Here is a 26,488-nt window from a genome sequence, read left to right on the forward strand (position 1 = left end):
ACACCTACTCAATCCGGAACACTCGGTTGTGCCAGCCGGTCGCCCCATCGGGTATCGGAGCAACCCTCTCCTCGGGTTGCACCGCCCCCGTCACATCGGTGGCGCGACAGTAGACAGTGTGTTGTCCTGCGGTTGCGGGCCAGGTCCAGAACCATTGCCGCCAGGTGTCATTCGTGTACTCGGGAGCGAGGGTCGCGACGTTCCACGGCCCTTTGTCCACCCGCACCTCGACCTTGGCGATACCGCGGTGCTGCGCCCACGCGGTGCCCGCGATGACCACATCTCCGACGGGATGCCTGGAAAGACCCTCGGGCCTGTCGATCCGGGATGCGGTCTTGATCGGGCCCTTCACGCCCCAGTTCCGTTTCGTCCAGTAGGCCTCGGCCTTGTCGAACCTCGTGATCTCCCAGTCGACCACCCACTTGCAGGCAGAGACGTATCCGTACAGGCCGGGAACCACCTGCCTCACGGGATACCCGTGCTCGAGGGGTAACGGTTCTCCGTTCATCCCGATGACGAGCATCGCGTCACGACCATCGGTGACGTCGTCGAGCGGAGTGCCCGAGGTCCAGCCGTCGACGCTGGTGGAGAAGAGCATGTCGGCGTCGTCCTGTACCCCGGCGCGCTCGAGAATTGATTTCATCGGGTAACCGATCCAGCGGGCGGTGCCTGCCAGATTGCCGCCGACCTCATTCGAGACACAGGTGAGGGTGACGATCTTCTCCTGCGCCTGCATGTCCATCAGGTCGTCCCAATCGAGGGTGATCTCGTTGTCGACCATCCCGTGGATCCGGAGTTTCCACTCGCCCGTCGTCAGCTTCGGAACCTGGAGCGCGGTGTCGATGCGATAGAAGTCGGCGTTGTTCGTCAGGAAGGGCGTGATGCCATCGATCTCGACCTCGGTACCCGCAGGGATCGGTGCTGCCGCCCGGCTCGGCCGCGGCAGCCGGACTCGCTTCCGGTCGGCGACGACATCGCCCATGGTCGACACCTGCCTCCCGATGAATGCCCCGGCCACCGAGACGGCCGCAATCACACCGGCAGCGACACCGAACTGCCTTCTCGACAGATCGCGGTTTCCATCGGACTGCGGCTTCTCTCCCGCCGCGTCGCTGTTCGGATCAGCCTGTTGCCGGGTGGCCGAACCCCTCACCCGTCCACCCGGCGAGGATCCACTCCACAAGAAGCCACGGAGACCGCGAAGAACGACGATGCCTACTACGGCAGCAATCAATGACGGTGCGGCGTACCACATGTCAGAGGTCGGTCGATGAAGCGCGGCCAGCACTCCGAAGGCACCGAAAGCGACGATCAACGCAGACCCGATCGGTACGGTGCGGCGTTCGGCGATACCTGCGATGACCGCGAGCACCAGTACAGCAATTGCTATGCCCCACAACAAGACCGGCTTGTCGTTGGTGCCGAACGTGTCGATGGCGAACTCGCGCACCGGAGCCGGGGCACGATCCACCAGGAAAGAACCCACGGCATAGAACGGAGAGGCATAAGACGAGACGGCGGCTGCCGCCAGCTCGCCGGCAGCCAGCCCGGCACCCACCGCAATCAGGCCCGCGAGCCCGTTGCGGGCCATCGCTGCTGTTCGCATTCCTCAGCCCTTCTAAGATCTCGATTGGGTAACGCACTGGCAAGTGTTGATAACGAAGGGGATTCGGAGTCGTCGGCCTTCCGGATGGCTCGGCGAACTCGCCAAAAATCTTTTCGGTCCATACCCATCCGCTCGGCGCACAGCTCCGAACCTGCAGTGATCGACCAAGTGATCGACAGAAACCGGAGCTCGAGTCAGAGCAACGGCACCGTCGCCCACACCGTGAAGTAGACCGACAGCAATCGATAGGACAGCGAACATGGCTCTCAAACGAATTCAGCGCGTCGCAGTGACAGTGGCGAGCGTTGGCTTGGCAATCGGCCTCGTAGCAGGTTGTTCCGACGACAGCTCCGACTCCTCTTCGTCCAGTGCCGCGACCTCGGCTCCGATGACCTCCTCCGAGATGTCCTCGGATTCAAGCACTTCGATGGAGCCCGCCACCCTCGTCGGACCGGGATGTGCCGCATACGCCGAGGCAAACCCGAGCGGCGCAGGCTCGGTCGACGGCATGGCTGCCGACCCCGTGGCCACCGCCGCGGGCAACAACCCGCTGCTCAAGACCCTGACCGCAGCGGTGTCGGGCGGACTCAACCCCGACGTCAACCTGGTCGACACCCTCAACGGTGGCGAGTTCACGGTGTTCGCCCCGACCGACGACGCCTTCGCCAAGCTTCCGCCGGCGACCGTCGAGTCCCTCAAGACCGACAGCGCGACCCTGACGAAGATCCTGACCTACCACGTTGTTCCCGGCCAGCTCACCCCTGAGCAGGTCATCGGCGACCACGCCACCGTCGAAGGTGGCACCGTCACCGTCGCCGGCCCGGTCGACACCCTCAAGGTCCAGGACGCCTCCGTGGTCTGTGGTGGTGTGAAAACCGCCAACGCAACCGTCTACCTCATCGACACGGTGCTGACGCCTCCGGCCGCGTAATCCGCGACTGCGAGAATCAGCATCTGGGGTAGATCAAGACTCGGGTCGGGGCGGTACACCCCCCGACCGACCGTCCCGACTCGAGTCGCTACTTTGGTGAAGCAAAGATAGAAGTTATCGCCCCGGCCACCGGCCGGGGCGATAACACATTTTGGGGGGTCCTGCCATATCGTGGTGGGTGTGACGGTAGGCCCGGTCCCCGGAGACGAGATCGAGACCGCTGAGGCGGCGCGAGATCCTGCCCGGCGGCAATTTCTCGTCGAATTACTACGTAAGCCCTTGTCGACCCAGGTCTTGCGTTTTTGTGCTGTAGGCATCCTCTGCACGACGGCGTACGCACTGATGTATCTGAGCCTTCATCCGCTGATGGGCGCTCAGGCCGCGAACTTCGTCTCGATGCTCATCGCAGCCATCCTCAACACCGCGGCCAACCGCGCGTTCACGTTTGCGCTGCGCGGTGGCCATCGTCTGCTCGTGCATCACGTGCAGGGCATCCTGGTGTTCGGCTTCGGCGCAGCACTCAGCGCACTGTCCCTGATGGCGTTGCACCAGATCTCCGAGCATCCCTCGAGCCGCCTCGAGCTCGTCGTACTGATGACGGTCAATCTCATAGCCACTGCGGTGAGGTTCCTGACCTTCCGCCATGTGTTCGTCCGGGCCCGTCAACGCCAGATAGCTCAGGAAGAAGTCTCGGTCTCCTCCTAGCGTGGCTCAGCGTGCCGCTGCGTGGCGCCCCGCCCGCCGACCGAAGAACGACCCCTCACCCAGCTGTGTGCCGCTCGCGTAACCCTTACCGTCCTGGGCGATGTTCGCAGCACCCGCACCCGCCGCGTAGAGACCCGGCACCACGTCGCCTGCCTCCGTGAGGACTTCACCGTCGACCGACGTCGCCACGCCGCCCATCGTGAAACCCGCGTACATGGCTTTGCCCAGCGACAGGTCGAACGCGCCCCACGGGCCGCTGTCCTGCGGTGCGAGCCACTCCGGCCGCTTGTTGAAGTCGGGATCCTCGCCTCGAGCAGCGTTGTCGTTGTAGCGGTCGAGCGACTTCGCCAGGTTGCCCGCCGGAATCCCCAACGCCGATTCCATCTCTGCGACCGTTTCCCAGCCGTCGATGAGCGGCGCAAGAGGGAACTCGGGTCGCTCCAGGTGCGCCTCGTCGACGATCAGATAGGCGATCGCGTCCGGTTGCTCCATCACGAACGCCGACGTCCTCGAGTGATACGAATCCTCGTTGACGAATCGGTTTCCGTCCTTGTTGACGGCAATGCCCGTCAGCAAGATCGACGGAGGATAAATAGGGGCGGTGACGAAGGGCTGATCCATGTGCTTGAGTGCGGCGCCCACGGATGCGCCGAGGCGGATACCGAGCCCGTCATCGTAGGTGCTGCCCAGCGTGTACGGCTTCTCGGACATCTGTGGAACGAATTCGGCGACCATCGACTCGTTCATCACGAAACCGCCCGCCGCGATGACCACGGCCTTCGCCTTGATGAAGCCGGTGTCTTGCAGGCGCTTCCACTTCACGCCGACCACGGCACCGGACTGATCGACGACCAGGTTGCGGGCACCTGTTTCGAACCGGATCTCGGTACCCAACTCCGCGAGGCGTTTGACGAGCAGATCGACCACCATGCCGGCACCGCCGAGGTCGCCCTTCACCGGGACCTTGTGTCCACGGGGAGCGGGCACGGCCTGTTCACAGAACGGCCAAACCTTCTCATTGCCGGTGTACATCAGACCCTGCGTCTCCGGCTGGATGACGGCCTTCTCGGGGTAATAGCTACGCTCGAACTCGAATCCCAGCGACTCGAGCCAGTCGAAGTGCTCGACGCTGCCGTGGCTGTACGCGTGGATCTTCTCGGGTTCGGGGTCGCGGGAGACCGAGAGCAGATACTTCTCCATCTCCTCGGGCGAATCCTCATGCCCGGTCGCCTTCTGCACAGCGGTCCCGCCGCCGAGGTAGAAGTGACCACCGGCCATCGACGAGGTGCCACCGGCGACAGCAGCGCGTTCGAGGACGAGCACCTTTGCCCCGTCGGTCGCCGCCGCCACCGCGGCGCTGCCGCCGGAGACACCGCATCCGACCACCAAGACGTCGACCTCATCGGTCCACGCGTCGACGTCCGAAACGGGCACTACCTCGGGCAACTCTGCCTTCATCACATTTCCTCACTGACGCGACCCAAACTAGAACTCGTTCTAATTTAGGCCATTTCAGCGATGAGTGCCATGGCCTTACACTGATCGGCCAAAGTCATCGACGACTGGTTGAACTCCCAGTGCACCTCGTCGGCGCCGAGAGCCAGGGCCCGGCCGAAGTCGGCGGACAACGTCTCGGAGAACCTCTCGAGAGCGTGATCGCGTCGGTCCCGGATCGGATTGAGTCGCAGCGCGATCGGTCCACTCCCTCCCGCCTCGCGGTATCCCCGAATCGCATCACGTGCAGCATCCCAGCAGGTCACGGGGAACATGAAGCCGTCTGCGATCGCAGCGGCCTGCGCGATCCCGGCCGGGGTCACCGCTGCGATGAACACCGGGAGCCGATCCTGTACCGGCTTGGGTTCGACCCAACTCGATCTCAGGTCGTAGAAGTCGCCGGCATGGGACACCGGTCCCGCCCGCCAGCAGTCACGCATCAGCTCCAGGTGCTCTACGAACTGCTCTCCTCGCGACGACATCGCCACGCCTGCGGCCTCATGCTCGTGCGGTGTCCATCCCTGGCCGATGCCGACCAGTAACCTGCCCCCGCTGAGCCGGTCGAGTGTCGCGAGCCGGCGGGCAAGCGCCACCGGGGGCTGAAACAGCGAATGGATGACCGTCGTCGCCAGCCGGACGCGCGTCGTATGCGCCGCCGCCCACGTCAGCATCTCGATCGGATCCCAGACGGGCATCGGCAACTGACAAGGCCTGCCCACCGGGCCGGGGTCGGCGGGCAGCAGCAGCCGATCGGTGGCGGAAACGCCGTCGAGTCCGAGGTCATCGGCGGTGCGGGCGATGAGGGACACCGACTCGGGGCCGGCCAGCGGGCCAAAGGTCGGCAGACCGACACCGCGGCGAGGTGCCGCCATCGAGGTACCTCCTCACGGTCCATGTAATTCACGTTCACCCATATGGACCAGAGCGCCCATGACAACTCATCGCCGAGGAGGACTCAGATGTGTTCGGAGATCAGCACCGCACTGCAGTCCGGGACCAGCGCCTTGAAAATGTGTGGAAGGTCCCCCGGGTAGCTGATGTAGTCACCGGGCTCGAGTTCGACCGGTTCGTCGGTCAATCCGACCAGAGCCCGCCCCGCGCTGAGAACCACGTGCTCCACCACGCCGGTCGCGTGCGGATCGGCTTCGCGGGGCTCCCCCGGCTGTGCCGTTATGAGGTAGATATCGCGTCGTGCGTTGGGTGGACACGAGGCCAGCAAGGTGGCCAGGTAATTGGACCGTTCCGAGAAGACTCCGGGACCCTCCCCTGCGCGGATCACCTGCACACGCGGCATCGGCGGCTGTACCAGGTGCGCAAAGGGAACATCGAGTGCCGTACTGAGCGCCCAGAGCGTCTCCACACTCGGGTTGCCGTTTCCCGCCTCCAGGCTCGACAGGGTGGATTTCGCGACCCCGGCTCGCCGGGCCACCTCGGCGAGCGACAGTCCGGCGCGCTTTCGTTCCCGCTGTAATGCTGTCGCGATCGCCTGTAAAGGTGCGCCGCTCATGTTGGACCTCTCGATCGATGCGTTCGACACAGACTACCGGTCGTTCGGCTTGACGAACGCAACAGCCATGGTCCATTATTTTGGTCATGCGTTCGATATGGCGAACACTCGACCCACAACTCACTCGCGACATCGCGTTGGTGTGCGCGGCGATCTCCGTCGTCGGCCTCTCCTTCGGTGCCATCGCCGTCAGCAGTGGACTTCCCTTGTGGATGCCGCTGCTGATGTCGATCGTCGTCTTTGCCGGCGCGTCCCAGTTCGCGTTCGTCGCCATCATCGCCGCCGGCGGCGGCATCGTCGCTGCCGTGTCGGCCGGGCTACTCGCGAACGCCCGCCACATACTGTTCGGGTTCTCCCTCGGCGACGTCCTCGGGACCTCCCTCGCTAGCAGGCTCGTCGGATCACATCTGATGGTCGATGAATCCGTCGCGTTCACCCTGTCGAAAACTGCCTCGCACGAACGCCGTTCGGTCTACTGGCTCTGTGGGGGCGGCCTCTTCCTCGCATGGAACCTGGGGGTGGTCGCCGGTGCGCTCGGCGGGACGCTCGTCAGCGATACCGACGCGTTCGGGCTCGATGCCGCGTTCCCGGCTGTACTGCTCGCCTTGATCCTGCCGTCACTCAAAGAGCGCGCGACCCGGTGCGCGGCGGCCGTCGGAGCAGTGATCGCGGTCGCCGTCTCGCCGCTGCTGCCCCCCGGCGTCCCGATCTTGCTGGCGTTGTCGGCTCTGGTGCTGACCATGCCCCTCCGGCGTCCGAGACCGGTGGTCCACTCATGACCACATCTGTCCCCGTCCTGCTTGCAGGCATTGCCGTGCTGGCCGTAGGCACGTACGCATTCCGGTTCGCCGGACCGGTGCTCGCCGCACGGTGGACGCTGCCGGACCGCCTGCAACAGCTCACCACCGCCGGCACCGTCGTCCTGCTCGCCGCGCTCGTCGCCACCTCGACCTTCACCGACGGAGGCGACATCGCAACCCCGGCGAGGATTCTCGGCGTCGCCGTCGGCGGCGTCCTCGCGTGGCGGAGAGCACCGTTCGTCGTCGTGGTGCTCGCCGCAGCCGGCACCGCCGCGTTGCTGCGACTGGCCGGTATGCCCTGATCCGTCGCCGGGCTCAGACCCCTAGCCAGGTGAGAACGTCTTTGGTGACCGGGTCGGTGATGTCGGAGTATTCCGGATGCTTCTTGAGGTAGGCCGCCACCAATGGGCACACCCCTACGATCCGTTTCCCCTGTGCACGAACATCATCGAGGGCCTGCTTCACAAGGATGGTGGCCAGACCGCGGCCACCGAAGGCTTCATCGACCTCTGTGTGGTAGAAAACGCGCTGACTCGACCCCGCCGCGGTCCGGTCTGCGTACTGGGTGAATCCGGCGACCTGGCCGTCCACCGAGACCGTGTACCGGCGCTCCGCCGGATCCGGCGCCACGGTGACCGCCGCACCGGTCTTGTCCGTCAATGCCTCACTGTTTTGCGTCATGCCTGCTCAACCGCCTTCCTGTTTCCACTATTCCGGGCTCATGCGCGAGGTCCGGAGCGCGGCTTGATCCTGGTGTTCGGCAGAGTCGGTGCGGGCAGACGATCGACGTGACCCGTGTATCCGGCCACCTCACCAAAACGTTCCGAATGATCCTGCCATTGTTGCCGGTACGTCACGATCTCCTCGTGACTGCGTCCGACGAAGTTCCACCACATCACCAGCTCTTCTTCAAAAGGTTTGCCGCCCAGCAGAATCAGTCGCGCAGGACTGTCGTCTGAACTCTGCACGGTGAGCTGACCGTGGCCCACACCCACATATCCCATCACTGTTCGGGCGACCTCGGAACCCTCGACGCTGACCGTTCCCTGATCGACGAGGATTCCGTATTCGAAATCGGCCTGCGCCGGGATGGTCAACGACGACCCGGCATCGAGGTCGATCTGCGCACCCACCAGAGGGGTGAACGTCGAGACCGGTGAGGTTCTGCCGAGCAACTCCCCGATGAACACACTCACGCGCCCGCCTTCGACCCAGAAGGGTTCCGGTACGAAATGCTCGAATCGACGCTCCGAGTCACGTGCGTCATCCGGCATCGCCACCCAGAGCTGCACGCCGTGCAAAATCGAGGTGTCGGCTGTCGACACCTCGGAATGGCAGATGCCGTGACCCGCTGTCATCAGATTGACCTCACCGGGCCGCACCATCGCGTGTTCGCCGAGGCTGTCGCGATGCTCGATCTCACCCTCGAAAAGCCAACTGACTGTTTGCAGGCCGGTATGCGGGTGCGGGGGTACGTCCATTCCACCGGTTTCACTGACATCTGCCGGTCCGTAGTGGTCTGCGAAGCACCACGCCCCGATCAGGGAACGGGCCCGCTGGGGCAGAGTGCGGTGGACCACCATCGCCCGCGGGCCACCCAGCGGAACGTTTCGCGACGTCAGGATCTGCACCCTGTCCGGATCACCGGGAACAGGTAGACAATCGATTTCAGGACCATCCACAACATTGCTCATCGGTATGACACCGCAATCATCGGCACGATCGGCCACCTTTCTCGATCCGTGACATTTCAATTTGCAATCGGACGAACGAATCGGCGGTCACGGTGGTAATACTTTCGGCATGGCAACAGCGGATTCACCAGTGTTCATCATGAGCGCTGCACTGCTGCCATCACTCTATTCGGCGATACCCGGCACGTCCCATTGATGGAGGTATAACCCACATGTCCTCTCCGACCACCGTCCAGAAGCTGGCTGCGGAAGCGCTGGGCACGTTCTGGCTGGTTCTGGGCGGCTGCGGTACTGCCGTATTCGCCGCCAAGTCCATTGCCCAAGACGATGACACCGGAACGAGCTTCCAGGTGGGTGTCGGTTTCCTCGGTGTGTCGATCGCCTTCGGTCTCACCGTTCTGACCGGTGTCTATGCACTCGGCCACATATCGGGCGGTCATTTCAATCCCGCGGTCACCGTCGGGGCCGCGCTGGCGAAACGCTTCGACTGGAAAGACGTACCGGGGTACATCGTGGTGCAGGTGATCGGCGGCCTGATCGCCGGCGTTGTCATTCTGGTCATCGCCAAAGGCAAAGACGGTTTCGAAGCCGAGGGCAACATGGCCGCGAACGGGTTCGGTGACCATTCTCCGTCCGGTTACACGCTCTTGGCTGCCCTGATAACCGAAGTCGTCCTCACGGCGATCTTCGTCATCGTGATCCTCGGCGCCACCGACACCCGCGCACCGGCGGGCATCGCGGGCATCGCGATCGGCCTGACACTGACCCTGATCCATCTCATCAGCATTCCGATCACGAACACGTCGGTGAACCCGGCCCGATCGACTGCCGTCGCATTCTTCAACGGGAACGGGGCCCCCGGTCAGCTCTGGTTGTTCTGGCTGGCGCCGATCCTCGGTGCGGTGATCGCCGGCATTCTCTATCCCCTGGTGTTCGCCAAGGGCGCCGGCGAGCCCGAGCTCGACCAGATCCCGAATCCGCCGGTTCCGACGTAGACCGGCAAGCCCACTCACCGAAACCGGCGCAAGCGCAGACTGTTTCCGACGACGAACACCGACGACAGTGCCATCGCCGCACCGGCGATCATGGGACTGAGCAGTCCTGCGGCGGCCAACGGAATTGCCGCCACGTTGTAGCCGAAGGCCCAGAACAGATTGCCCTTGATGGTGCGTAGCGTGGCCCGGGACAGCCTGATGGCATCGCCCGCCGCGCGCAGGTCCCCGCGGACCAGGGTGATGTCACTTGCCTCGATGGCCGCATCGGTCCCGGTGCCCATCGCGAGTCCGAGATCGGCCTGGGCCAGTGCCGCAGCGTCATTGACCCCGTCGCCGACCATCGCGACTGTTCTGCCCTCTGCCTGCAGTCGTTTGACCACGTCGACCTTGTCGGCAGGCAGCACCTCCGCGATCACGGTCTCGATACCGACCCGCACCGCAACAGTTGTCGCCACCGTCTCGTGATCGCCGGTCAGGAGCACCGGCGTCAGGCCGAGTCCCTTGAGTTCGGCCACCGCCTGCTTCGACGTCGACTTCACCTCATCGGCCACCACCAGCACTCCGCGAATCCGCTTGTCCCAACCGATGACCACTGCTGTGTATCCCGCCGCACCGGCTTGTCCGAGTGCGGCCTCGAGCTCGGCCGGCAGCTCGAAACCGCTGTCCGTCAGCAGCTTCGGCCGTCCTACCAGCACCTCGACACCGCTGACCGTACCGCGCACCCCGAGACCCGCAGTGTTCGAGAAGTCGGTCACCGGGTGCAGAGCGCCAACGCGCTGCCGAGCCCCGTCGGCGACGGCCCGCGCGATCGGATGCTCTGACGCGTCCTCGACAGCTCCGGCCATCGCGACGACATGGTCGTGTTCCTCGCCGTCGGCCACGGTCACGTCCGTCAAGACCATCTGCCCGGTGGTGACCGTTCCGGTCTTGTCGAGCACGATGGTGTCCACCTGCCGGGTCGACTCGAGCACCTCAGGCCCCTTGATGAGCACACCCATCGTCGCGCCGCGACCGGTGCCGACCATCAGCGCGGTCGGCGTGGCCAGACCCAGCGCACACGGGCAGGCGATGATCAGGACGGCGACCGCGGCGGTGAAAGCGTCGGTTGCCCCGTATCCGAGCAGGAGCCAGACCGCCAGAGTGCCGAGGGCAAGCGCGATGACGATCGGCACGAACACGCCCGAGATCCGGTCGGCGAGTCGCTGTACGCGCGCCTTACCCGTCTGCGCCTGCTCCACCAATTGGGCCATCTGGGCGAGCTGGGTGTCGGCGCCGATTCGGCTCGCCCGCACGACAACCCGTCCACCGGCATTGACGGTCGCCCCGACCACGTTGTCGCCCGGGTTGACCTCGACCGGGATTGCCTCACCGGTCAGCATCGAGGCGTCGACCGCAGAGCTCCCGCTTTCGATCACGCCGTCGGTGGCGATGCGCTCACCCGGCCGCACGACGAACAGATCCCCGACCGCGAGTTGCTCGATGGGCACCAGCCTTTCGGCACCGCTGGTCAGGAGCGTCACATCCTTGGCGCCGAGTCCGAGCAAGGTGCGCAACGCCGCACCTGCCCGCCGCTTCGAACGCATCTCGAAGTAGCGGCCGGCGAGAATGAACGTGGTGACACCCGCCGCCGCTTCCAGATAGATGTTCGCGGTTCCGTCGGTGCCGCCCATATCCATTGCGCCATGGGCGATCTGCGGATCCCCGGCGGATCCGAAGAAGAGAGCGTAGAGCGACCAGCCGAGTGCGGCAAAGGTACCGACCGAGACCAGGGTGTCCATGGTCGCGGCGCCGTGCCGGGCATTGATGGCGGCAGCACGATGAAACTGCCAGCCGCCCCACACCACCACCGGCGCGGCAAGGGTCAGCGACAGCCATTGCCAGTTGTCGAATTGCAGCGCCGGGATCATCGCCATCGCGATGACCGGCAGAGACAGCGCGGCGCTCACCACGGTGCGGTGCCGAAGGGACCGCAGTTCAACGTCTTTCGTGGTCTCATCGGGCGAATCTTCGTCAGCGGCTCTCGCCGGAGGCGTCGCCGAATAGCCGGCGGCCTCGACCGTGGCGATGAGCGCGGCGGTGTCGATCGGGTCGGCGTAACGGACGCTGGCCTTCTCGGTCGCGTAGTTGACCGTTGCATCGACCCCGTCGAGTTTGTTCAGTTTGCGTTCGATTCGGTTGGCGCAGGACGCGCACGTCATGCCACCGATCTCGAGATCTATGTGCGCCTGTGGCGCCGCAGTGGCCATCACCCTCACGCCAACCGGTATCCGGCCTCGATGACCGCGGCCTCGATCTGTTCGCGTGCAACGGGTTCGGTGGCCTGAACGCTCAGACCACCGGATTCCAGGTCGACATCGACCCGATCGACCCCGGGCACCTCGCCGACCTCTTCGGTGACCGACGCGACGCAGTGTTGGCAGGTCATCCCCACCACCGTGTACGTGACTGCACTCATCTCGCGTTCTCCCCTTCTATGAACGGACCAACCGGGCTATCGCCTCGGTGGCCTCTTTGACCTTCGCCTGACCGGCCTCGTCACTCTCGCGGGCCGCGTCGATCACGCAGTGGGACATGTGCTCCTCGAGGAGCCCCAGACTGACAGCTTGGAGCGCCTTCGTCATCGCGGACACCTGGGTCAGGATGTCGATGCAATATTTCTCTTCTTCGACCATCTTCTGGAGCCCTCGGGCCTGCCCCTCGATCCGGCGCAACCGCTTGAGGTAGTCCTCCTTGCGGTGGATATAGCCGTGGTGGTGCTGCTCGTGTTCCTGCTGTTCGTCGGCCATGATCACTCCTCGTTCGGCGCCTGACAGCTACCATACCCCCCTAGGGTATTAGATGCCACCGGCGATCGTGAGTTCCACATCCGGACGCGACAGGACCCGCCGAGGGCACAATGCCCTCGACGGGCTGCCACGGGGATGGATCCGGGGGCGATCCGGGGCTAGATGTTCTCGTCGCGGTGACGGATTGCCCTGGCCAGCTCGGCCAGGGCTTCCGCGACGGCAAGTAGCGCCTCGTCGACGGTGGGTACGGCATCAGGAGTCTTGTTTGCGGCCCGGCGCGTCCGCGCCCTCCCGGACGCACCCGGCGGGGGACTCTGCGGCGTCTCATCGTCGGATGATTGCTGCGAGTCGTCGAGGTGCCTCGATCGACGTCCGGTGCCCACCTGTTCATCCGCGGACTCGGAAGCAGCCTCGGGAACGGACGGCCGGGATTGTGCAGTGGCGCGTCGCCGGGGCGGCGCGGGTGCTTCGGGCTCGCGAGCGGTCACCACTGAACTGCCCCGGCTAGAGCCGTTGCGACCGACGACGGTCTCCGGTTCGTAGTGGGTACCGAACGTGAGGGTCGACGACGTGGGAACGAACCTGTGGGGTCCGCCGTGGTCGGCGAAGAGGGCACATCCGGAGTCGGCACCGTCCGTACCGGGACACGGGGACAGCTCGATCAACCGGTGGCCCGAGACCTCGTCGACCCACTGCAGCCACAGCCTGCGACCGGTCACCGGCGTGGCGCCGGCGTCACTTCCGTGGAGCCCGGGGTGACCTGATTCCAACCGGCACCGCTGAACCCACCCGTTGTCGGGGGCGTCGCCGAAGGCTGCATGCGTGTCGGCGGCAGCAATTACCGTTGACCAACACGCATCGAATTCGCCCACCACGGGTACATCTTGTCCTCAAGTGGCTCCAGTGGCGAGTCGACACACGAGTGAGGAGTACTGATGATCGGTTTCGTGAATGCAATTGCACTTGACGGTCCGAATCCGGTGGAGTTGGCCCGGTTCTACCAGCACCTGCTCGGCGGAGAACTCGACACCAGCGATTCCGACTGGGTCGAACTCGACTGCGGTCTGGGCAAGGCGAAACTGACATTCCAACCCTCCACCAGTTACGTGCCGCCGGAGTTCCCCGACCCGAACGGTAGCCAGCAGTTCCATCTCGACATCCAGGTCTCCGACTTCGAGACCGCCGAACCCCAGGTTCTCGAACTCGGTGCGACCAAGGTCGACGGTCAGGAGCACGAGGGCTTCCGCGTCTATCTCGATCCGGTCGGCCATCCTTTCTGCCTGGTGCTGAACTGACTGTTCTTCTGACTGCTGTCACCCCTAGCCAGGGCGGGTACCATCGACGTCATGGCTGCAGTACTCGACGACAAGCTGGCTGATCTGGACCGCTGGGTTCCTGGGAATCGGTGCTCCATCGTGCGCGCCCTCGACGTCGTCGGCACCAAGACCGCGATGCTGATCATGCGCGAATCGATGTACGGCACCACCCGCTTCGACGGCTTCGCGCGGCGGGTGGGGGTCAGCGACGCGGTCGCCGCCGCGAGGCTCAAAGCCCTCGTCGCCGAGGGTCTGCTGGAGAAGGCGCCCTACCAGGAACCCGGCCAGCGGACCCGTTTCGAGTACCGGCTCACCGAGAAGGGCGCCGACCTCGTTCCGGTCCTGTTCGGGTTGATGCAGTGGGGCGACAAGTACTGCCAGCCCAAGGGCAAGCCACTCGAGATGGTCTCCGACAAGACCGGCGCACCGGTGCACGTGACGGTGTCCACCCCGGACGGCGTCGAGGTGCCGCTCGACGAGCTACGGATATCACTGGTCAAACGCTGACCGATAGACTTTCCACCCATGGTTGCCGACGCTGCGTTGCGTGCTGATCTCGTGGTGGTCGGTGCCGGCGTCGCCGGTCTCACCGCTGCGGTCACAGCCGCTGAGGCAGGCCTGTCCGTGATCGTCCTCAACAAAGGGCGCGGCTGGCGCCCCGATGACCTCGACCCCGGGACAGCGACGTACTTCGCCCAAGGCGGTATCGCCGTCGTCGAGCCCTACAACGACGAGGACTCGGTGGCGCTGCACGCCCGCGACACCGTGGTCGCCGGCGCCGGATTGACCGACGAGGTCGCCACCGCGTCGATCCTCGGCGACGGTTTCGCAGCGGTCTCGGCCCTCGTCGACTGGGGGGCACAGTTCGACCGGGGCCCCGACGGCCGGTTCCTGCGCACCAGGGAAGGCGGACACAGCGTCCGGCGCGTCATCCACGCAGGAGGAGATGCCACCGGAGCGCAGGTGCAACGCTCACTCGCCACCCGCGCCCTCTCCCATTCGCAGATCCGGGTCATCGATGAGTCGCATGCCCAGCAGGTGGTGCTGTCCACAGGCGGTGACGCAGTGGGCCTGCGTATCGGGTCGGGCGACGGTCATACCGCCGAAGTGTTCGCTCCCACCGTCGTTCTCGCCACCGGCGGCGCCGGCCACATGTACCGCGCCACCACCAATCCTCTCGGTTCGACCGGGGACGGCATCGCTCTGGCGCACGCGGCCGGGGCAGCAGTGGCCGACATGGAATTCATCCAGTTCCACCCCACGATGCTCTATCGCCCCGGCGTCCGAGGCCGTCGCACCCTGATCACCGAAGCCCTCCGCGGAGAAGGGGCGAACCTCGTTGACGTCGAAGGTAATTCGGTGACCGAAGGCGTCCATCCTCTCGGCGACCTCGCACCGCGTGACGTGGTCGCGAACGCGGTGACCGCAGCGATGGCCAGGACGGGTGCCGAACACGTCTACCTCGACGCGCGCCACATCAGCGACTTTGCCCGCCGTTTCCCCACCGTGACCGCAGGGGTCGAGGTGATCGGCATCGATCCGGCCACCGACCTCATACCCGTGGTACCCGGCGCCCACTACCTGTGCGGCGGAATCGTCACAGACACCTCGGGAGCCACCTCGGTTCCCGGACTGTACGCCGCGGGCGAGGTGGCCCGTACCGGACTGCACGGCGCAAACCGTCTGGCGTCCAACAGTTTACTCGAAGGCTTGGTCATGGGACGACGCGTGGCCGGCGCCGCGATCGGACGGACCGGCCGGCAGGCCGGACCGCGCGATGCACCCACGACAGCCGCCGAACACCCCATCGCACCGCGTGGTGAACTGCAGAATCAGATGTCCGACCGGGCTGCGCTCAGCCGTGACCACGCCGGGCTCAGCACCTTGGCCGAGCAACTGCAGTCAGCGCCCCGGCGTACACCGGTCACCGCCACCGACCACGAGGACGCCGCACTCACCGTCACAGCAATGCTCGTGGTGAATGCGGCGTTGGCGCGCAAGCGATCCCGGGGTTGTCATCACCGTACAGATGAGCCGGGCGCCTAGACAGACACTGCGTGCGCGTCGGTGCCGGTCTTCCGTTCGAGCGCGGGTGTTGCAGTGCCGGTACGCAATCGGACGACCGGCACCGTCATCTTCAGCGTCTGTCCGAGAACCATCTTGGCACTCCGAGCGGCGACGATCAGCCAGGCGAGGATCAGCAGTACATACAGCGCCCCCGCGACGATGAGCAACAACGCGGAGTCGGTGGCGAACGCGAGAGCTGCAGAACCGGTGACGCAGGTGCCGATCGGGAAGGTGAAGCTCCACCAGGCAGGGGTGAAGCTCATCCCGCGGCGCACGTTGTGCACCGTGATGGACACCGCCAATACGAAGATGAAGAGTCCGAAACCGGACATCACCAGTCCGTAGCCGATCCCGAGGATGTGGAGTCCGGCTGCTATCGACGCGTGCTCGGATTGGAACACCAGTGCCGAGACGTTACCCAAAAGCACTGCGGCGGCGATCGATTGGCCGATCATACCGAGCATGATCCAGACCGTCGGGGCCACGTCGATCGAGGGCAGACCCCGATGGACCAGGCGCGAGTACACCATTGCGATGGTCAGGAGCCCGACGATCAGACTCAGGCCGAACATGCCGTAGCAGGCGGCCAGGACGCCGAGCCGCAGTTGGCCCGCCGGGATGTGCTGGATCAGCAGCGATCCGGTGGCCGCCGAGACCATCGGCGGGACGACCGGCATGAGCCAGCTCGGCATCGCACCCGACTGCGCACTCTGCGTCCCGGTGATCATCCGAAACGGGATCCACACCGCGGTGAAGAGTCCGGCCGTGGTGCCGGCCAGCCAGAGCAGCCCACCGACCCACACCGCGACATGGTTGCCGAGGAACTGCGGACCGAGCTCGATGGTTCCGGCTCCGACGGTCAGCAGCGCCATGGCGGGCGCTCCGTAGAAATGGGCCATGCTCGGATCGTCGGCGTGCTCTGCCGGGCGTCCCCGCAGGAACAGGATGGTCGCGATCACGAGCCCCACCGACGCGAGCAGCCAGAAGCCGGTGGTAACCGTGGACAGACCCGGGAAGTCAGAGTGCAGGGCCACCCCTGAGGTGGCCACGATTCCCGTGCCCATGATTGCGGCAAACCAGTTCGGCGTCATGCATCAATCGTGTGGCTCCGGCGTTGTTGCCGGTAGAAGGCTCGTCCTTGTCATGTCACAAGTTCAGCTTGTACCCTGCGCTGATGGTGTTGCCCGCACGCGTTCCCGACCTGTCCGCACTGGACGTGGTGGTCTCGGTGGCCCGGAGCGGAAGCATGAGCGCCGCGGCTCGAGAACAAAACCTGAGCCAGCAGGCGATCAGTTCCCGCGTTCACGCGGTGGAGCGCGAACTCGGCGTGGTGCTCTTCCGACGCTCACCGTCGGGTACCGAACTGACCACCGAGGGTGTAGCCGTGCTGGAATGGGCGGCAGGCCTGCTCGATGCAGCCGAGAAGTTCTCTGCCGGTGTCGAATCGCTGCTCGGTACCAAACGGGCTTCGCTGACCGTCGCGGCATCGATGACGATCGCCGAATACCTCATCCCCTCGTGGGCGCTGGGTCTGCGCCGACTGTATCCAGAGGCCCGCATCAGGGTACGGCCCATGAACTCAGCGGATGTGGCGCGGGAGGTACTGAGCGGCACCGTCGACCTGGGATTCGTCGAGGGCCCCGACGTGGACTCGCGGCTCGACAACCTGACTGTCGGCCATGACGAGCTGGTGGTGATCACCCGACCCGAACATCCCTGGGCCGCCGGCGCACGCGCGATCACCACCGAGGAACTGGCACGAACACCATTGGTCCAGCGGGAGCCGGGGTCGGGCACACGCGTCACCTTTGAAGACGCCTTCGGCGAGGTCGCCGATCCCCTGCTCGAACTGACCTCCGTCGCCGCGGTGAAGGCTGCGGTGCTCAGCTCCGATGCTCCCGCAGTGCTGTCCAGCCTGTCCGTGACCCCCGAACTTGCAGACGGCCGACTCGTGCAGATCTCGGTGACCGGCGTCCGGATGCCCCGCACGCTGCGGGCGGTATGGAACCGCAACGGCGGGTTACGCGGCCCTGCAGGAGATCTGGTGCAACTCGCCACCCAGGACGGGCCGCAGCGATGACCGGCGCACCGCACTACTCCACGGTTCGCGGCGCCCGGCTCGCGTGGACCGAGTCCGGGTCGGGCCCGCCTGTGGTCTGGGCGCACGGCCTGACCGCGAGTGCAACCGGAGCCCAGCCTCCCGGACCGTTCGACTGGTCCCGACTCGAAGCCGAGCAGCGCCTCATCCGTTATGACGCTCGGGCACATGGCAACTCGACCGGAGAGGCGACACCCGAGCAGTACACGTGGCCCGAACTGGCCCTCGACCTACTCGCCCTGCTCGACGAAACCGCAGGCACCGACCAGGTCTCGGGTATCGGCGCCTCCATGGGCACCGCGACCCTGCTCTACGCCGCGGTCGCCCGACCGGGCCGGTTCCGCCGGCTGGTTCTCGCGACGCCGCCGACGGCGGGACAGACCCGCGCCCGGCATGTCGCCGGATACCGGGACGGAGCTGCACTCATCGAGCGCGAGGGAATGGCTGCCTTCCAGGCCGCGGCAGGACCGCTGCCTCCGGTGTTGACCGGAATCGTCCAGAGCCCTTCCCCGCCGTCGGTCCCCGGGTCTCTGCTGCCGTCGGTGTTGCGGGGCGCAGCCCTGTCGGACCTGCCCCCTGCCACTGCCCTTGCCGGTATCGACGTCCCGGTGTTGGTGCTCGCGTGGTCCGGCGACGACGGCCATCCGTTGTCGAGCGCCCGCTCGCTTGCAGAGACCGTTCCGGGTGCCCGGCTCATGACAGCCGACACCCCCGGACAAGTACTCCGCTGGCCCGGGGTCGTCGCCGAGTTCTTGCGAGATTGATCGCACCGGTTGAACTTGAAAGTTCGGACACCCGAACTCTAAGATGAGCGGATGCGAACAGCAGCTGTACGCAGCGGCGCCATCCTCCTGGTCGCTGCCTGCGTACTGACGTTGAGCGCCTGTGTCGGCAAGCGTGACCGCGACGACGCCCGGCTGACGGTTCTGACCACCTTCACGGTCTTGCAGGACATCGTCGCCAACGTCGCGGGCGACAAGGTCCGGGTCGAGTCCGTGACCAAGGCCGGCGCAGAGATCCACGGGTACGAACCCACCCCGGGCGACCTGCGGCGGGCTGCCGACGCCGACCTCATCGTCGACAACGGGCTCAACCTCGAGGCCTGGTTCAAGCAATTCGTCGATCGTCTCGACGCCGAGCACATCGTCGCCAGCGACGGCGTCGTCCCGATCCCGATCTCGGGCGACGCGGGCGCAGGCAAACCGAATCCCCACGCCTGGATGTCGCCGCTGAACGTGCAGATCTACGTCGACAACATCGCCAGAGCCCTGAGCGACCTCGATCCCGAACACGCCCTCGAGTACCGCGAGAACGCCGACGACTACAAAGCCGAACTCCAGCAGGTGCACGACCGGATGGTCGCCGAGCTCGCCGCGATCCCTGAGCAGCGCCGGGCGCTGGTCAGCTGCGAAGGTGCGTTCTCCTACCTCACCCGCGACACCGGGATGCGCGAGAAGTTCGTCTGGCCGGTGAACGCCGAGCAGCAGGGCACCTCGAAGCAATTGCAATCGACCCTCGATTTCGTGCGCGAGAACAACATCCGCGCTGTGTTCTGCGAGTCGACGGTCAGTGACGCCGTGATGCGGCAGGTCGAGCGCGCGACCGACGCCGTCTTCGGTGGCACGCTGTACGTCGACTCGCTCTCCGAAGCCGACGGCCCCGTTCCGACCTATCTCGATCTCATCCGGTATGACTCGGACACGATCGTAAACGCGCTCACCGAAGGTGGTAACCGATGACCCCTCTGTCGAATGCCTCGTCGTCGCCCGCCCCACCTGCCATCTCGGTCAAAGACGTGAGCGTCTACTACGGCGACGTGCACGCCCTCGAACACGTCGACATCGACATCGCGCCCGGTCGGATCTGCGGTCTCATCGGGATGAACGGCTCCGGCAAGTCGACGCTGTTCAAATCGATCATGGGGCTGGTGAAGCCGGATGCCGGGTCGGTCTCCATCTCGGGAGGCACCCCGGCGCAGGCCCGGAGCAATGGCCTCATCTCGTATGTCCCCCAGTCCGAGGACGTGGATTGGACGTTCCCGATCTCGGTTCGTGAGGTCGCGATGACCGGCCGGTACGGCCACCAGAACTTCATGCGCCGAGCCCGTAAAGCCGACAAAGAAGCTGTGGCGCATGCCCTTGAACAGGTCGAGCTGACCGATTTGGCGGACCGGCAGATCGGCAGGCTCTCCGGTGGACAGCGCAAGCGGGCCTTCGTGGCCAGGGGTATCGCCCAGAACGCCGACGTACTGCTGCTCGACGAGCCGTTCGCCGGCGTGGACAAGAAATCCGAGGCGACGATCATCCGGTTGCTCGTGTCCCTCGCGGCAGAAGGCAAGACGATCCTGATCTCGACCCATGATCTCGGTTCCCTGGGGACCTTCTGCGACGAGGCGGTCCTGCTGATGCGAACGGTTCTCATGCACGACGTTCCCGGGGAAGTACTGCGGCCCCGGGTCCTTGCCCGGGCGTTCGGGATGGACGTCCTCGACGGGCAGGTGGTCCCATGATTCTCGACCGACAGGGCGTCTCATGATTCTCGACTGGTGGCTCGACCCCCTCGCCGAGGACTTCATGGTCAACATGCTCCTGGCGACGACCATCGCGGCAGCCGTCTGCGCGATGATCAGCTGCTGGATAGTGCTGATCGGCTGGTCGCTGATGGGCGATGCGGTCTCGCACGCGGTGCTGCCCGGAGTCGTTCTCGCCTACATCTTCGGTGCCCCGTTCGCGGTGGGAGCGTTGATCTTCGGGCTCGGCGCGGTGCTGCTGATCGGGGTCGTCCGCGACACCAGCCGAGTGAAGGAAGACGCCGCGATCGGCATCGTCTTCAGCACCTTGTTCGCTTTCGGGCTGGTGCTGATCTCCATCACCCCCAGTCAGACGGACCTCAACCACATCCTGTTCGGCAACGTTCTCGGTGTCTCGAAAGCCGATCTGTGGCAGATCATCATCCTGGCCGTGGTGGCAGTTGTCGTACTGACCCTCAAACGTCGCGACCTCACGCTCTTCGCCTTCGATCCCACGCACGCCCATGCGATCGGCCTCTCGCCACGCCGCCTCGGCGCCCTTCTGCTCGGACTACTCGCACTGACTTGCGTTGTGGCACTGCAGATTGTCGGCGTCGTGCTGGTGGTCGCGATGCTGATCATCCCGGGCGCCTCTGCGTACCTGCTCACCGACCGTTTCAACCGGATGCTGATCATCGCACCGATCCTGGCCTGTTCCTGCGCCGTCCTGGGCATCTACTATGCGTACTACCTGGACGTTGCGCCCGGCGCGATGGTGGTGCTCGCCCAGGGCCTGGCCTTCGCGGTCATCTACTTGTTCGCGCCGCGCCAGGGTGTGTTGATCAAAGCGGTCAACCGGGCACAGCGACGACGCTCCACGGCCCTCGCTGCGCCCTGACGCAGCGAGAGGTGACAGACGATGGTGTCGTACACGGAAGCTTTCAACCACAGCGTCGAGGATCCGGACGCGTTCTGGATGGAGGCGGCAGACGCCGTCGATTGGTACGTGCCCCCCACGATCGCGCTGGGTATCGGCGACGGTGGCTATCAGTGGTTTCCCGGGGCCCAGCTCAACACCAGCCACAACGCCCTCGACCGGCACGTAGCAGCGGGACACGGTGATCGCCCCGCACTGATCTGGGATTCGGCGATGGTCAAAACCACGCGGACCTATACCTACTCCGAACTGCTCGACGAGGTCGCCCGATTCGCCGGCGTGCTGCGCGATCGCGGGGTCGCGGCCGGGGATCGGGTCATCGTCTACATGCCGATGATCCCGGAAGCGGCGATCGCGATGTTGGCCTGCGCCCGCATCGGTGCCGTGCACTCGGTGGTGTTCGGCGGATTCGCCGGGCGTGAACTGGCCACCCGTATCGACGACGCCCAGCCTGTCGCCCTCGTGACGGCGTCGGGCGGCCTGGAACCCGGCCGCACCGTCGAGTACCTGCCGATGGTCGCGAAGGCGCTGCAACTCTCCGCCCACCCGCCGACGACGATCATCGTGAAGAACCGCGCCGAAGTCGAAGGCAGTGCCGCAGACCACGAAGGCTGGTTCGACTGGGACGAACTGTCCACCGATGTCGTTGCGGCAGATCCGGTTCCGGTCGCCGCCACGGATCCGCTCTACATCCTGTACACGTCCGGGACCACCGGTAAACCCAAGGGTGTCGTTCGCGACAACGGTGGCCACGCGGTTGCGCTGACGTGGTCGATGCGCAATCTGTACAACATCTCTGCGGGCGACGTCTGGTGGACGGCGTCCGACGTCGGATGGGTGGTCGGACACTCGTACATCGTCTATGGACCGCTCCTCGCAGGCGCCACCTCGGTGTTGTACGAAGGCAAGCCGGTCGGCACTCCGGACGCCGGTGCCTTCTGGCGGGTGATCGCCGAACACGGCGTCCGGGCATTGTTCACCGCCCCCACCGCAATTCGGGCGATCCGCAAGAAGGACCCCGAGGCCACGCTTCTCGCCGACCACGACATCTCCTCGCTGCAGACCCTGTTCGCGGCCGGTGAGCGACTCGACCCCGACACCTACACGTGGGCGACGAAGGTCCTCGGCGTCCCCGTCGTCGACCACTGGTGGCAGACCGAGACCGGCTGGGCGATCGCCGCCAATCTCCTCGGACTCGAACCGATGCCGCTCAAACCCGGTTCCGCGACGGTCCCGGTGCCCGGCTTCCGGGTGCAGATCGTCGACGCCGAGGGCAAGGAGGTCGCGGCAGGCGACGAGGGCAACATCGTCATCAAACTGCCGTTGCCGCCCGGCACCTTGACCGGCTTGTGGAATGACGAAGAGCGCTTTCACAGTTCGTACCTCAAGGCATTCCCCGGCTACTACCTCACCGGCGACTCCGGTTACCTCGATTCCGACGGCTACGTCTTCGTGCTCGGGCGCTCGGACGACGTCATCAACGTTGCCGGACATCGACTTTCGACCGGAAGCATCGAAGCCGTGGTCGCAGCCCACCCCGCCGTCGCCGAATGTGCCGTCATCGGGATCCACGACGAGCTCAAAGGACAACGGCCGAGTGGATACGTGGTCCTGAAGGAGGGCATCGACATCGACCCTGATGTTCTTCGGTCCGAACTCGTGACCATGGTGCGCGACGAGATCGGCGCGGTCGCGACCTTCCGCGACGTCACCGTCGTCAACGGCCTGCCGAAGACCCGGTCGGGAAAGATCCTGCGTAAGACGATGCGGCAGATCGCCGACCGCGAGGACTACACCGTGCCGTCAACCATCGAGGATGTCGCCGTTCTCGACGCCCTGAAGGCGCAACTCGGCTGACCGATCTTGGTGGGTTCCGGCGAGCATAACCGCAGGTCGCGCTCGCCGGAACCCACCATCTCCGGGTTTGCAGGGGTGCAATTTTGCATCACTGCAAGTTTTGCTACTGTCAGTGGATGAACCTGCGCGAACGAAAGCGGGCGGCAACGTGGACGGCGATCCATGACGCCGCGGCTGCTGCGGCGCTCCACCACGATGATCTGTCCAAGGTCACGATCGAGGACGTCGCGGAAACAGCCGACATCTCGCCGCGCACCTTCTTCAACTACTTCTCCTCGAAAGAAGACGCGATACTCGGCCTGCGCCAACCCTCCATCGACGACGACACCGCTGCCGGTTTCGTGATCCGAGGCGACGACAACCTGATCGAGAAGGTCGCGTTGCTGCTGTTCGAGGTATTCGACAAGACCGCGGGCGGGCCCGGGTCACGCGAACTCCGGATGACACTGATGCACCGCCATCCCGAACTGGCGCGGATCCGCCTGGCCCACACAGAGAAACTTCATCATCTCGCCAGGGCACTGATCGAGGCCCGCCTCGCCGACACGGATCGATGGCGGGACCGCACCCACGCCGTCGACATCCGCTCGACGGCTCAGATCCTCGTCGCCGCAGGACAATCGGTCGTCCGCATCGCCGTCGACTGGATGCTCGCCGAGCCCGAGGGCGCCCGACCACTGGACGAGCTCGTACATCGCGCTGCACAGTCGTTCACCACCGTCCTGGAAGAGGCCTGACTTGGCGACCGACACCCGTGCGATCGAGGCACCGACCACGCCGCCGCGTCGCGGTGTCCTACTCCTGTTCGCCGGCCTGCTGGTGGCCATGCTGCTGGCCTCCCTGAACATGACCGTGATGAGCGCGGCGCTGCCGACGATCGTCGGTGAACTCGACGGCAACGACCAGATGTTCTGGGTCATCACGTCGTACATTCTCGCCTCGACCATCGGGATGCCCATCTACGGAAAGCTCGGCGACCTCTTCGGCCGAAAGATCCTGCTGATCATCGCAATCTGCATCTTCACCATCGGATCGGTGTTCGGCGCTCTGTCACCGAACATGGTGTGCCTCATCGTCGCCCGGGTGCTGCAGGGACTCGGTGCGGGCGGCCTGATCATCCTCTCGCAGGCCACGATCGCCGACGTCGTCCCGGCCAGGGAACGCGGCCGGTACTCCGGCATCATGGGTGCCGTCTTCGCCGTCTCCTCCGTCGCCGGCCCGCTGCTCGGCGGTTGGCTGACCGAAGGACCCGGGTGGCGCTGGGTGTTCTGGATGAATCTGCCTCTCGGCGTGCTGGCAGTCGTGGCGGCCGTCGCATTCCTGCACCCGCCCACCAAGATCCGGGTCCGGCACAAGATCGACATCCTGGGCATGGCCGTGCTCGGAATCGCCACCACCGGGATCGTCCTCGTGGCCAGTTGGGGCGGTTCGCACTACGCCTGGACCTCACCCACCATCATCGGGATCGTGGTGGGCACCGTTCTCGCCTGGCTGGTCTTCATCATGGTCGAACGCCGCGCCGCCGAACCCGTGATGCCCATGTCACTGTTCCGCCAACGCAACTTCAACCTGACCACCGCGGGTGGGTTGCTGGCGAGTGTGGGTATGTTCGGCGCGATCTCGTACATGCCGACGTATCTGCAGATGGCCCTGGGCGTCACCTCCACCCACGCCGGTCTCCTGATGGTGCCGATGATGGGCACGATGCTCGTGTGCTCCATCACGGTGGGACGACTGGTGACCAGGACCGGACACTACAAGGCGATGCCGATCGTCGGGTCACTCCTGCTCGCCCTGAGCCTGTTCCTGATGTCGACGATCTCGCTCACCACGATGACCTGGCTGATCTGTGTGTACCTCGGGATCCTCGGCGCCGGGCTGGGCATCTCCATTCAGATCCTGATCCTGATCGTGCAGAACACATTTCCCTACAGCCTGGTGGGCACGGCGACGGCGGCGAACAACTACTTCCGCCAGATCGGTGCCTCGCTGGGTGCCGCGGCGGTCGGCAGCCTCTTCGCCTCCCGTCTCGCCGACCTGCTCGTCGGCAAGGTCCCGGGCGACAGCGCGAGCTCTGGGAGCGGCGCGAAATCACTGACACCAGAGATGGTGCGCGGGTTCCCCGACTCGGTGAAGGAGCCCATCATCGAGTCGTACAACGACGCACTCATGCCGGTCTTCCTGTTGGTCAGCCCACTCGCTCTTCTCGGCGCGATCCTGCTGTGCTTCGTGATCGAAAAGCCCCTGGCGACAACGGTCGAGCACGACGAGCCATTGGAATCGACCACCGAGGTCTTGCCGTGATCACATCGCGCGCATGCCTTTGGTGATCGCGAAGTCCCAAGCCCGGTCGGGCAGGACTCGTTTCAGGAAGATCATCGGTTTGGCGCCCGTCCCGACCGTATAACGCGTCCGTGGCCGATTCGCCTGCGCTGCCTTGACGATCGTCTTCGCCACCACGTCCGGCGATGACGGCAATCGCGATGCGCTCTGGCTCCGGAGCACGTCGGCGACAGCTGCTGCGTCGGCCGCGTAAGGCCCGTCGCCCGCTGTTTTCACCAGGTTGTCTGCGGAGATGGTGCCCCACTCGGTCTTGATCATGCCGGGCTCCACCACGACGACGTCGATACCGAAAGGGCGCAATTCCAGGCGTAGACAATCGCTGAGACCCTCGAGTGCGAACTTCGTGCTGTGGTACCAGCCTCCGAAGGGCGCCGTGATGATGCCACCCATCGAGGTGATGTTGATGATCGTGCCCGTGCGATGTTCGCGCATGCCCGGCAACACCAACTGGATCAGCCGAGCGGCACCGAACACGTTGACCTCGAACTGACCCCTGGCCTCGTCCAGAGGAACGTCCTCGATCGATCCGTAGCTCCCGTAGCCGGCGTTGTTGACCAGGACGTCGATCCGGCCTGCTTCAGCAAGGATCTCTTCGACGCCGTGCGCCATCGAATCCTCGTCGGTGACGTCCATACCGATGACCCGGATGCCGTCGGCCTTCAGCGGCTCCATCTTCTCGACCCGCCGTGCGGCGGCGTAGACGACGAAACCAGCTGCCGCCAGCGCGATGGCGGCCGATTGTCCGATGCCCGATGAGGCACCGGTGACCAGTGCGACTCTGCTACTCATTGTTGTTCCCCCAGTGGTGGTCAGGCCTGCAGTCGACGTGCCAGATCAAGGGCC

General features: G+C 65.2%; 28 protein-coding genes. 16 read left to right on the forward strand and 12 right to left on the reverse strand.

Annotated features, from left to right (window positions below; translation table 11 throughout):
• Positions 1-4: 4 nt before the first annotated feature.
• Positions 5-1,606, reverse strand: coding sequence for a molybdopterin-dependent oxidoreductase (locus BH683_RS27565; RefSeq protein ID WP_246833632.1), 1,602 nt, complete (start codon positions 1,604-1,606; stop codon positions 5-7).
• Positions 1,607-1,865: 259 nt separating this feature from the next.
• Here BH683_RS27565 and BH683_RS27570 point away from each other — a divergent pair, with 259 nt between their 5' ends.
• Both BH683_RS27570 and BH683_RS27575 read left to right on the forward strand, forming a co-directional pair.
• Positions 1,866-2,537, forward strand: a complete 672-nt coding sequence (locus BH683_RS27570; protein WP_084839470.1) for a fasciclin domain-containing protein — start codon at positions 1,866-1,868, stop codon at positions 2,535-2,537.
• Between the two features lie 180 nt (positions 2,538-2,717).
• Complete coding sequence (locus BH683_RS27575) at positions 2,718-3,242, forward strand: GtrA family protein (protein ID WP_246833633.1); 525 nt, start codon at positions 2,718-2,720, stop codon at positions 3,240-3,242.
• Positions 3,243-3,248: 6 nt separating this feature from the next.
• Here the strand turns inward: BH683_RS27575 and BH683_RS27580 are convergent, their stop codons facing one another.
• The 3 genes from BH683_RS27580 to BH683_RS27590 form a co-directional block, all read right to left on the reverse strand.
• Complete coding sequence (locus BH683_RS27580; RefSeq protein WP_084839472.1) at positions 3,249-4,700, reverse strand: FAD-binding protein; 1,452 nt, start codon at positions 4,698-4,700, stop codon at positions 3,249-3,251.
• 44 nt (positions 4,701-4,744) lie between these two features.
• Complete coding sequence (locus BH683_RS27585) at positions 4,745-5,608, reverse strand: LLM class flavin-dependent oxidoreductase (RefSeq protein WP_084839473.1); 864 nt, start codon at positions 5,606-5,608, stop codon at positions 4,745-4,747.
• An 83-nt stretch (positions 5,609-5,691) separates the two neighbouring features.
• A complete protein-coding gene (locus BH683_RS27590) occupies positions 5,692-6,243 on the reverse strand; it encodes an XRE family transcriptional regulator (RefSeq protein ID WP_084839636.1) in 552 nt (183 codons plus the stop codon).
• 86 nt (positions 6,244-6,329) lie between these two features.
• On the opposite strand from BH683_RS27590, the gene BH683_RS27595 reads away from it, so the two are divergent.
• Positions 6,330-7,022, forward strand: coding sequence for an AzlC family ABC transporter permease (locus tag BH683_RS27595; protein WP_084839474.1), 693 nt, complete (start codon positions 6,330-6,332; stop codon positions 7,020-7,022).
• Positions 7,019-7,345, forward strand: a complete 327-nt coding sequence (locus BH683_RS27600; protein WP_084839475.1) for an AzlD domain-containing protein — start codon at positions 7,019-7,021, stop codon at positions 7,343-7,345. Before BH683_RS27595 ends, BH683_RS27600 begins: the two co-directional genes overlap by 4 nt.
• 13 nt (positions 7,346-7,358) lie before the next feature.
• Here the strand turns inward: BH683_RS27600 and BH683_RS27605 are convergent, their stop codons facing one another.
• Together BH683_RS27605 and BH683_RS27610 are read right to left on the reverse strand one after the other, a co-directional pair.
• Positions 7,359-7,724 carry a GNAT family N-acetyltransferase gene (locus tag BH683_RS27605; protein ID WP_084839476.1) on the reverse strand — a complete coding sequence of 122 codons (366 nt, stop codon included), beginning with the start codon at positions 7,722-7,724 and terminating at the stop codon, positions 7,359-7,361.
• A gap of 38 nt (positions 7,725-7,762) precedes the next feature.
• Positions 7,763-8,737 carry a pirin family protein gene (locus BH683_RS27610; protein WP_084839637.1) on the reverse strand — a complete coding sequence of 325 codons (975 nt, stop codon included), beginning with the start codon at positions 8,735-8,737 and terminating at the stop codon, positions 7,763-7,765.
• Positions 8,738-8,949: 212 nt separating this feature from the next.
• On the opposite strand from BH683_RS27610, the gene aqpZ reads away from it, so the two are divergent.
• Complete coding sequence (gene aqpZ, locus BH683_RS27615) at positions 8,950-9,732, forward strand: aquaporin Z (RefSeq protein ID WP_084839477.1); 783 nt, start codon at positions 8,950-8,952, stop codon at positions 9,730-9,732.
• Between the two features lie 14 nt (positions 9,733-9,746).
• On the opposite strand, the gene BH683_RS27620 is transcribed toward aqpZ, so the two are convergent.
• From BH683_RS27620 to BH683_RS27635, 4 genes are all read right to left on the reverse strand, one after another.
• Complete coding sequence (locus BH683_RS27620) at positions 9,747-11,978, reverse strand: heavy metal translocating P-type ATPase (RefSeq protein ID WP_084839638.1); 2,232 nt, start codon at positions 11,976-11,978, stop codon at positions 9,747-9,749.
• 5 nt (positions 11,979-11,983) lie between these two features.
• Positions 11,984-12,187: a heavy-metal-associated domain-containing protein gene (locus tag BH683_RS27625; RefSeq protein ID WP_084839478.1), complete on the reverse strand. Its 204-nt coding sequence runs from the start codon at positions 12,185-12,187 to the stop codon at positions 11,984-11,986.
• A gap of 16 nt (positions 12,188-12,203) precedes the next feature.
• Positions 12,204-12,518, reverse strand: coding sequence for a metal-sensitive transcriptional regulator (locus BH683_RS27630; RefSeq protein ID WP_084839639.1), 315 nt, complete (start codon positions 12,516-12,518; stop codon positions 12,204-12,206).
• A 158-nt stretch (positions 12,519-12,676) separates the two neighbouring features.
• Entirely contained in the window at positions 12,677-13,390 is a 714-nt protein-coding gene (locus BH683_RS27635) for a hypothetical protein (RefSeq protein WP_143696145.1), read from the reverse strand.
• Positions 13,391-13,453: 63 nt separating this feature from the next.
• Here BH683_RS27635 and BH683_RS27640 point away from each other — a divergent pair, with 63 nt between their 5' ends.
• Genes BH683_RS27640 through nadB form a run of 3 tightly spaced genes read left to right on the forward strand, consistent with a single transcriptional unit; the run spans position 13,454 to position 15,880 of the window.
• Positions 13,454-13,813, forward strand: coding sequence for a VOC family protein (locus tag BH683_RS27640; RefSeq protein ID WP_084839480.1), 360 nt, complete (start codon positions 13,454-13,456; stop codon positions 13,811-13,813).
• Positions 13,814-13,864: 51 nt separating this feature from the next.
• Complete coding sequence (locus tag BH683_RS27645) at positions 13,865-14,341, forward strand: helix-turn-helix domain-containing protein (RefSeq protein WP_084839481.1); 477 nt, start codon at positions 13,865-13,867, stop codon at positions 14,339-14,341.
• 18 nt (positions 14,342-14,359) lie between these two features.
• Complete coding sequence (gene nadB, locus BH683_RS27650; protein WP_084839482.1) at positions 14,360-15,880, forward strand: L-aspartate oxidase; 1,521 nt, start codon at positions 14,360-14,362, stop codon at positions 15,878-15,880.
• On the opposite strand, the gene BH683_RS27655 is transcribed toward nadB, so the two are convergent.
• Complete coding sequence (locus tag BH683_RS27655) at positions 15,877-16,992, reverse strand: TDT family transporter (RefSeq protein WP_084839483.1); 1,116 nt, start codon at positions 16,990-16,992, stop codon at positions 15,877-15,879. The two genes, nadB and BH683_RS27655, sit on opposite strands and share 4 nt — an antisense overlap.
• An 83-nt stretch (positions 16,993-17,075) precedes the next feature.
• On the opposite strand from BH683_RS27655, the gene BH683_RS27660 reads away from it, so the two are divergent.
• The 8 genes from BH683_RS27660 (at position 17,076) to BH683_RS27695 (ending at position 25,606) form a co-directional block, all read left to right on the forward strand.
• Positions 17,076-17,981, forward strand: coding sequence for a LysR family transcriptional regulator (locus BH683_RS27660; protein WP_084839484.1), 906 nt, complete (start codon positions 17,076-17,078; stop codon positions 17,979-17,981).
• Positions 17,978-18,763 carry an alpha/beta hydrolase gene (locus BH683_RS27665; protein ID WP_084839485.1) on the forward strand — a complete coding sequence of 262 codons (786 nt, stop codon included), beginning with the start codon at positions 17,978-17,980 and terminating at the stop codon, positions 18,761-18,763. The genes BH683_RS27660 and BH683_RS27665 overlap by 4 nt, the downstream gene beginning before the upstream one ends.
• Positions 18,764-18,814: 51 nt before the next feature.
• The gene (locus BH683_RS27670) at positions 18,815-19,738 is read left to right on the forward strand and encodes a metal ABC transporter substrate-binding protein (protein ID WP_084839486.1); all 924 of its coding nucleotides are present in this window, start codon (positions 18,815-18,817) and stop codon (positions 19,736-19,738) included.
• Positions 19,735-20,508 (forward strand): metal ABC transporter ATP-binding protein, encoded by a 774-nt coding sequence (locus BH683_RS27675; protein ID WP_084839487.1) that lies wholly within the window; start codon positions 19,735-19,737, stop codon positions 20,506-20,508. The genes BH683_RS27670 and BH683_RS27675 overlap by 4 nt, the downstream gene beginning before the upstream one ends.
• Positions 20,509-20,530: 22 nt before the next feature.
• Positions 20,531-21,406 carry a metal ABC transporter permease gene (locus tag BH683_RS27680; RefSeq protein WP_084839488.1) on the forward strand — a complete coding sequence of 292 codons (876 nt, stop codon included), beginning with the start codon at positions 20,531-20,533 and terminating at the stop codon, positions 21,404-21,406.
• 21 nt (positions 21,407-21,427) lie between these two features.
• Entirely contained in the window at positions 21,428-23,302 is a 1,875-nt protein-coding gene (locus tag BH683_RS27685; protein WP_084839489.1) for a propionyl-CoA synthetase, read from the forward strand.
• Positions 23,303-23,418: 116 nt separating this feature from the next.
• Complete coding sequence (locus BH683_RS27690; protein WP_084839490.1) at positions 23,419-24,039, forward strand: TetR family transcriptional regulator; 621 nt, start codon at positions 23,419-23,421, stop codon at positions 24,037-24,039.
• Position 24,040: 1 nt separating this feature from the next.
• Positions 24,041-25,606 (forward strand): MDR family MFS transporter, encoded by a 1,566-nt coding sequence (locus BH683_RS27695; RefSeq protein ID WP_246833634.1) that lies wholly within the window; start codon positions 24,041-24,043, stop codon positions 25,604-25,606.
• Here the strand turns inward: BH683_RS27695 and BH683_RS27700 are convergent, their stop codons facing one another.
• Positions 25,607-26,434: an oxidoreductase gene (locus tag BH683_RS27700; RefSeq protein WP_084839492.1), complete on the reverse strand. Its 828-nt coding sequence runs from the start codon at positions 26,432-26,434 to the stop codon at positions 25,607-25,609.
• Positions 26,435-26,488: the final 54 nt, after the last annotated feature.

Origin of the sequence: Williamsia sp. 1138, assembly GCF_002095435.2 — a bacterium.
Classification (GTDB): Bacteria; Actinomycetota; Actinomycetes; order Mycobacteriales; family Mycobacteriaceae; genus Williamsia.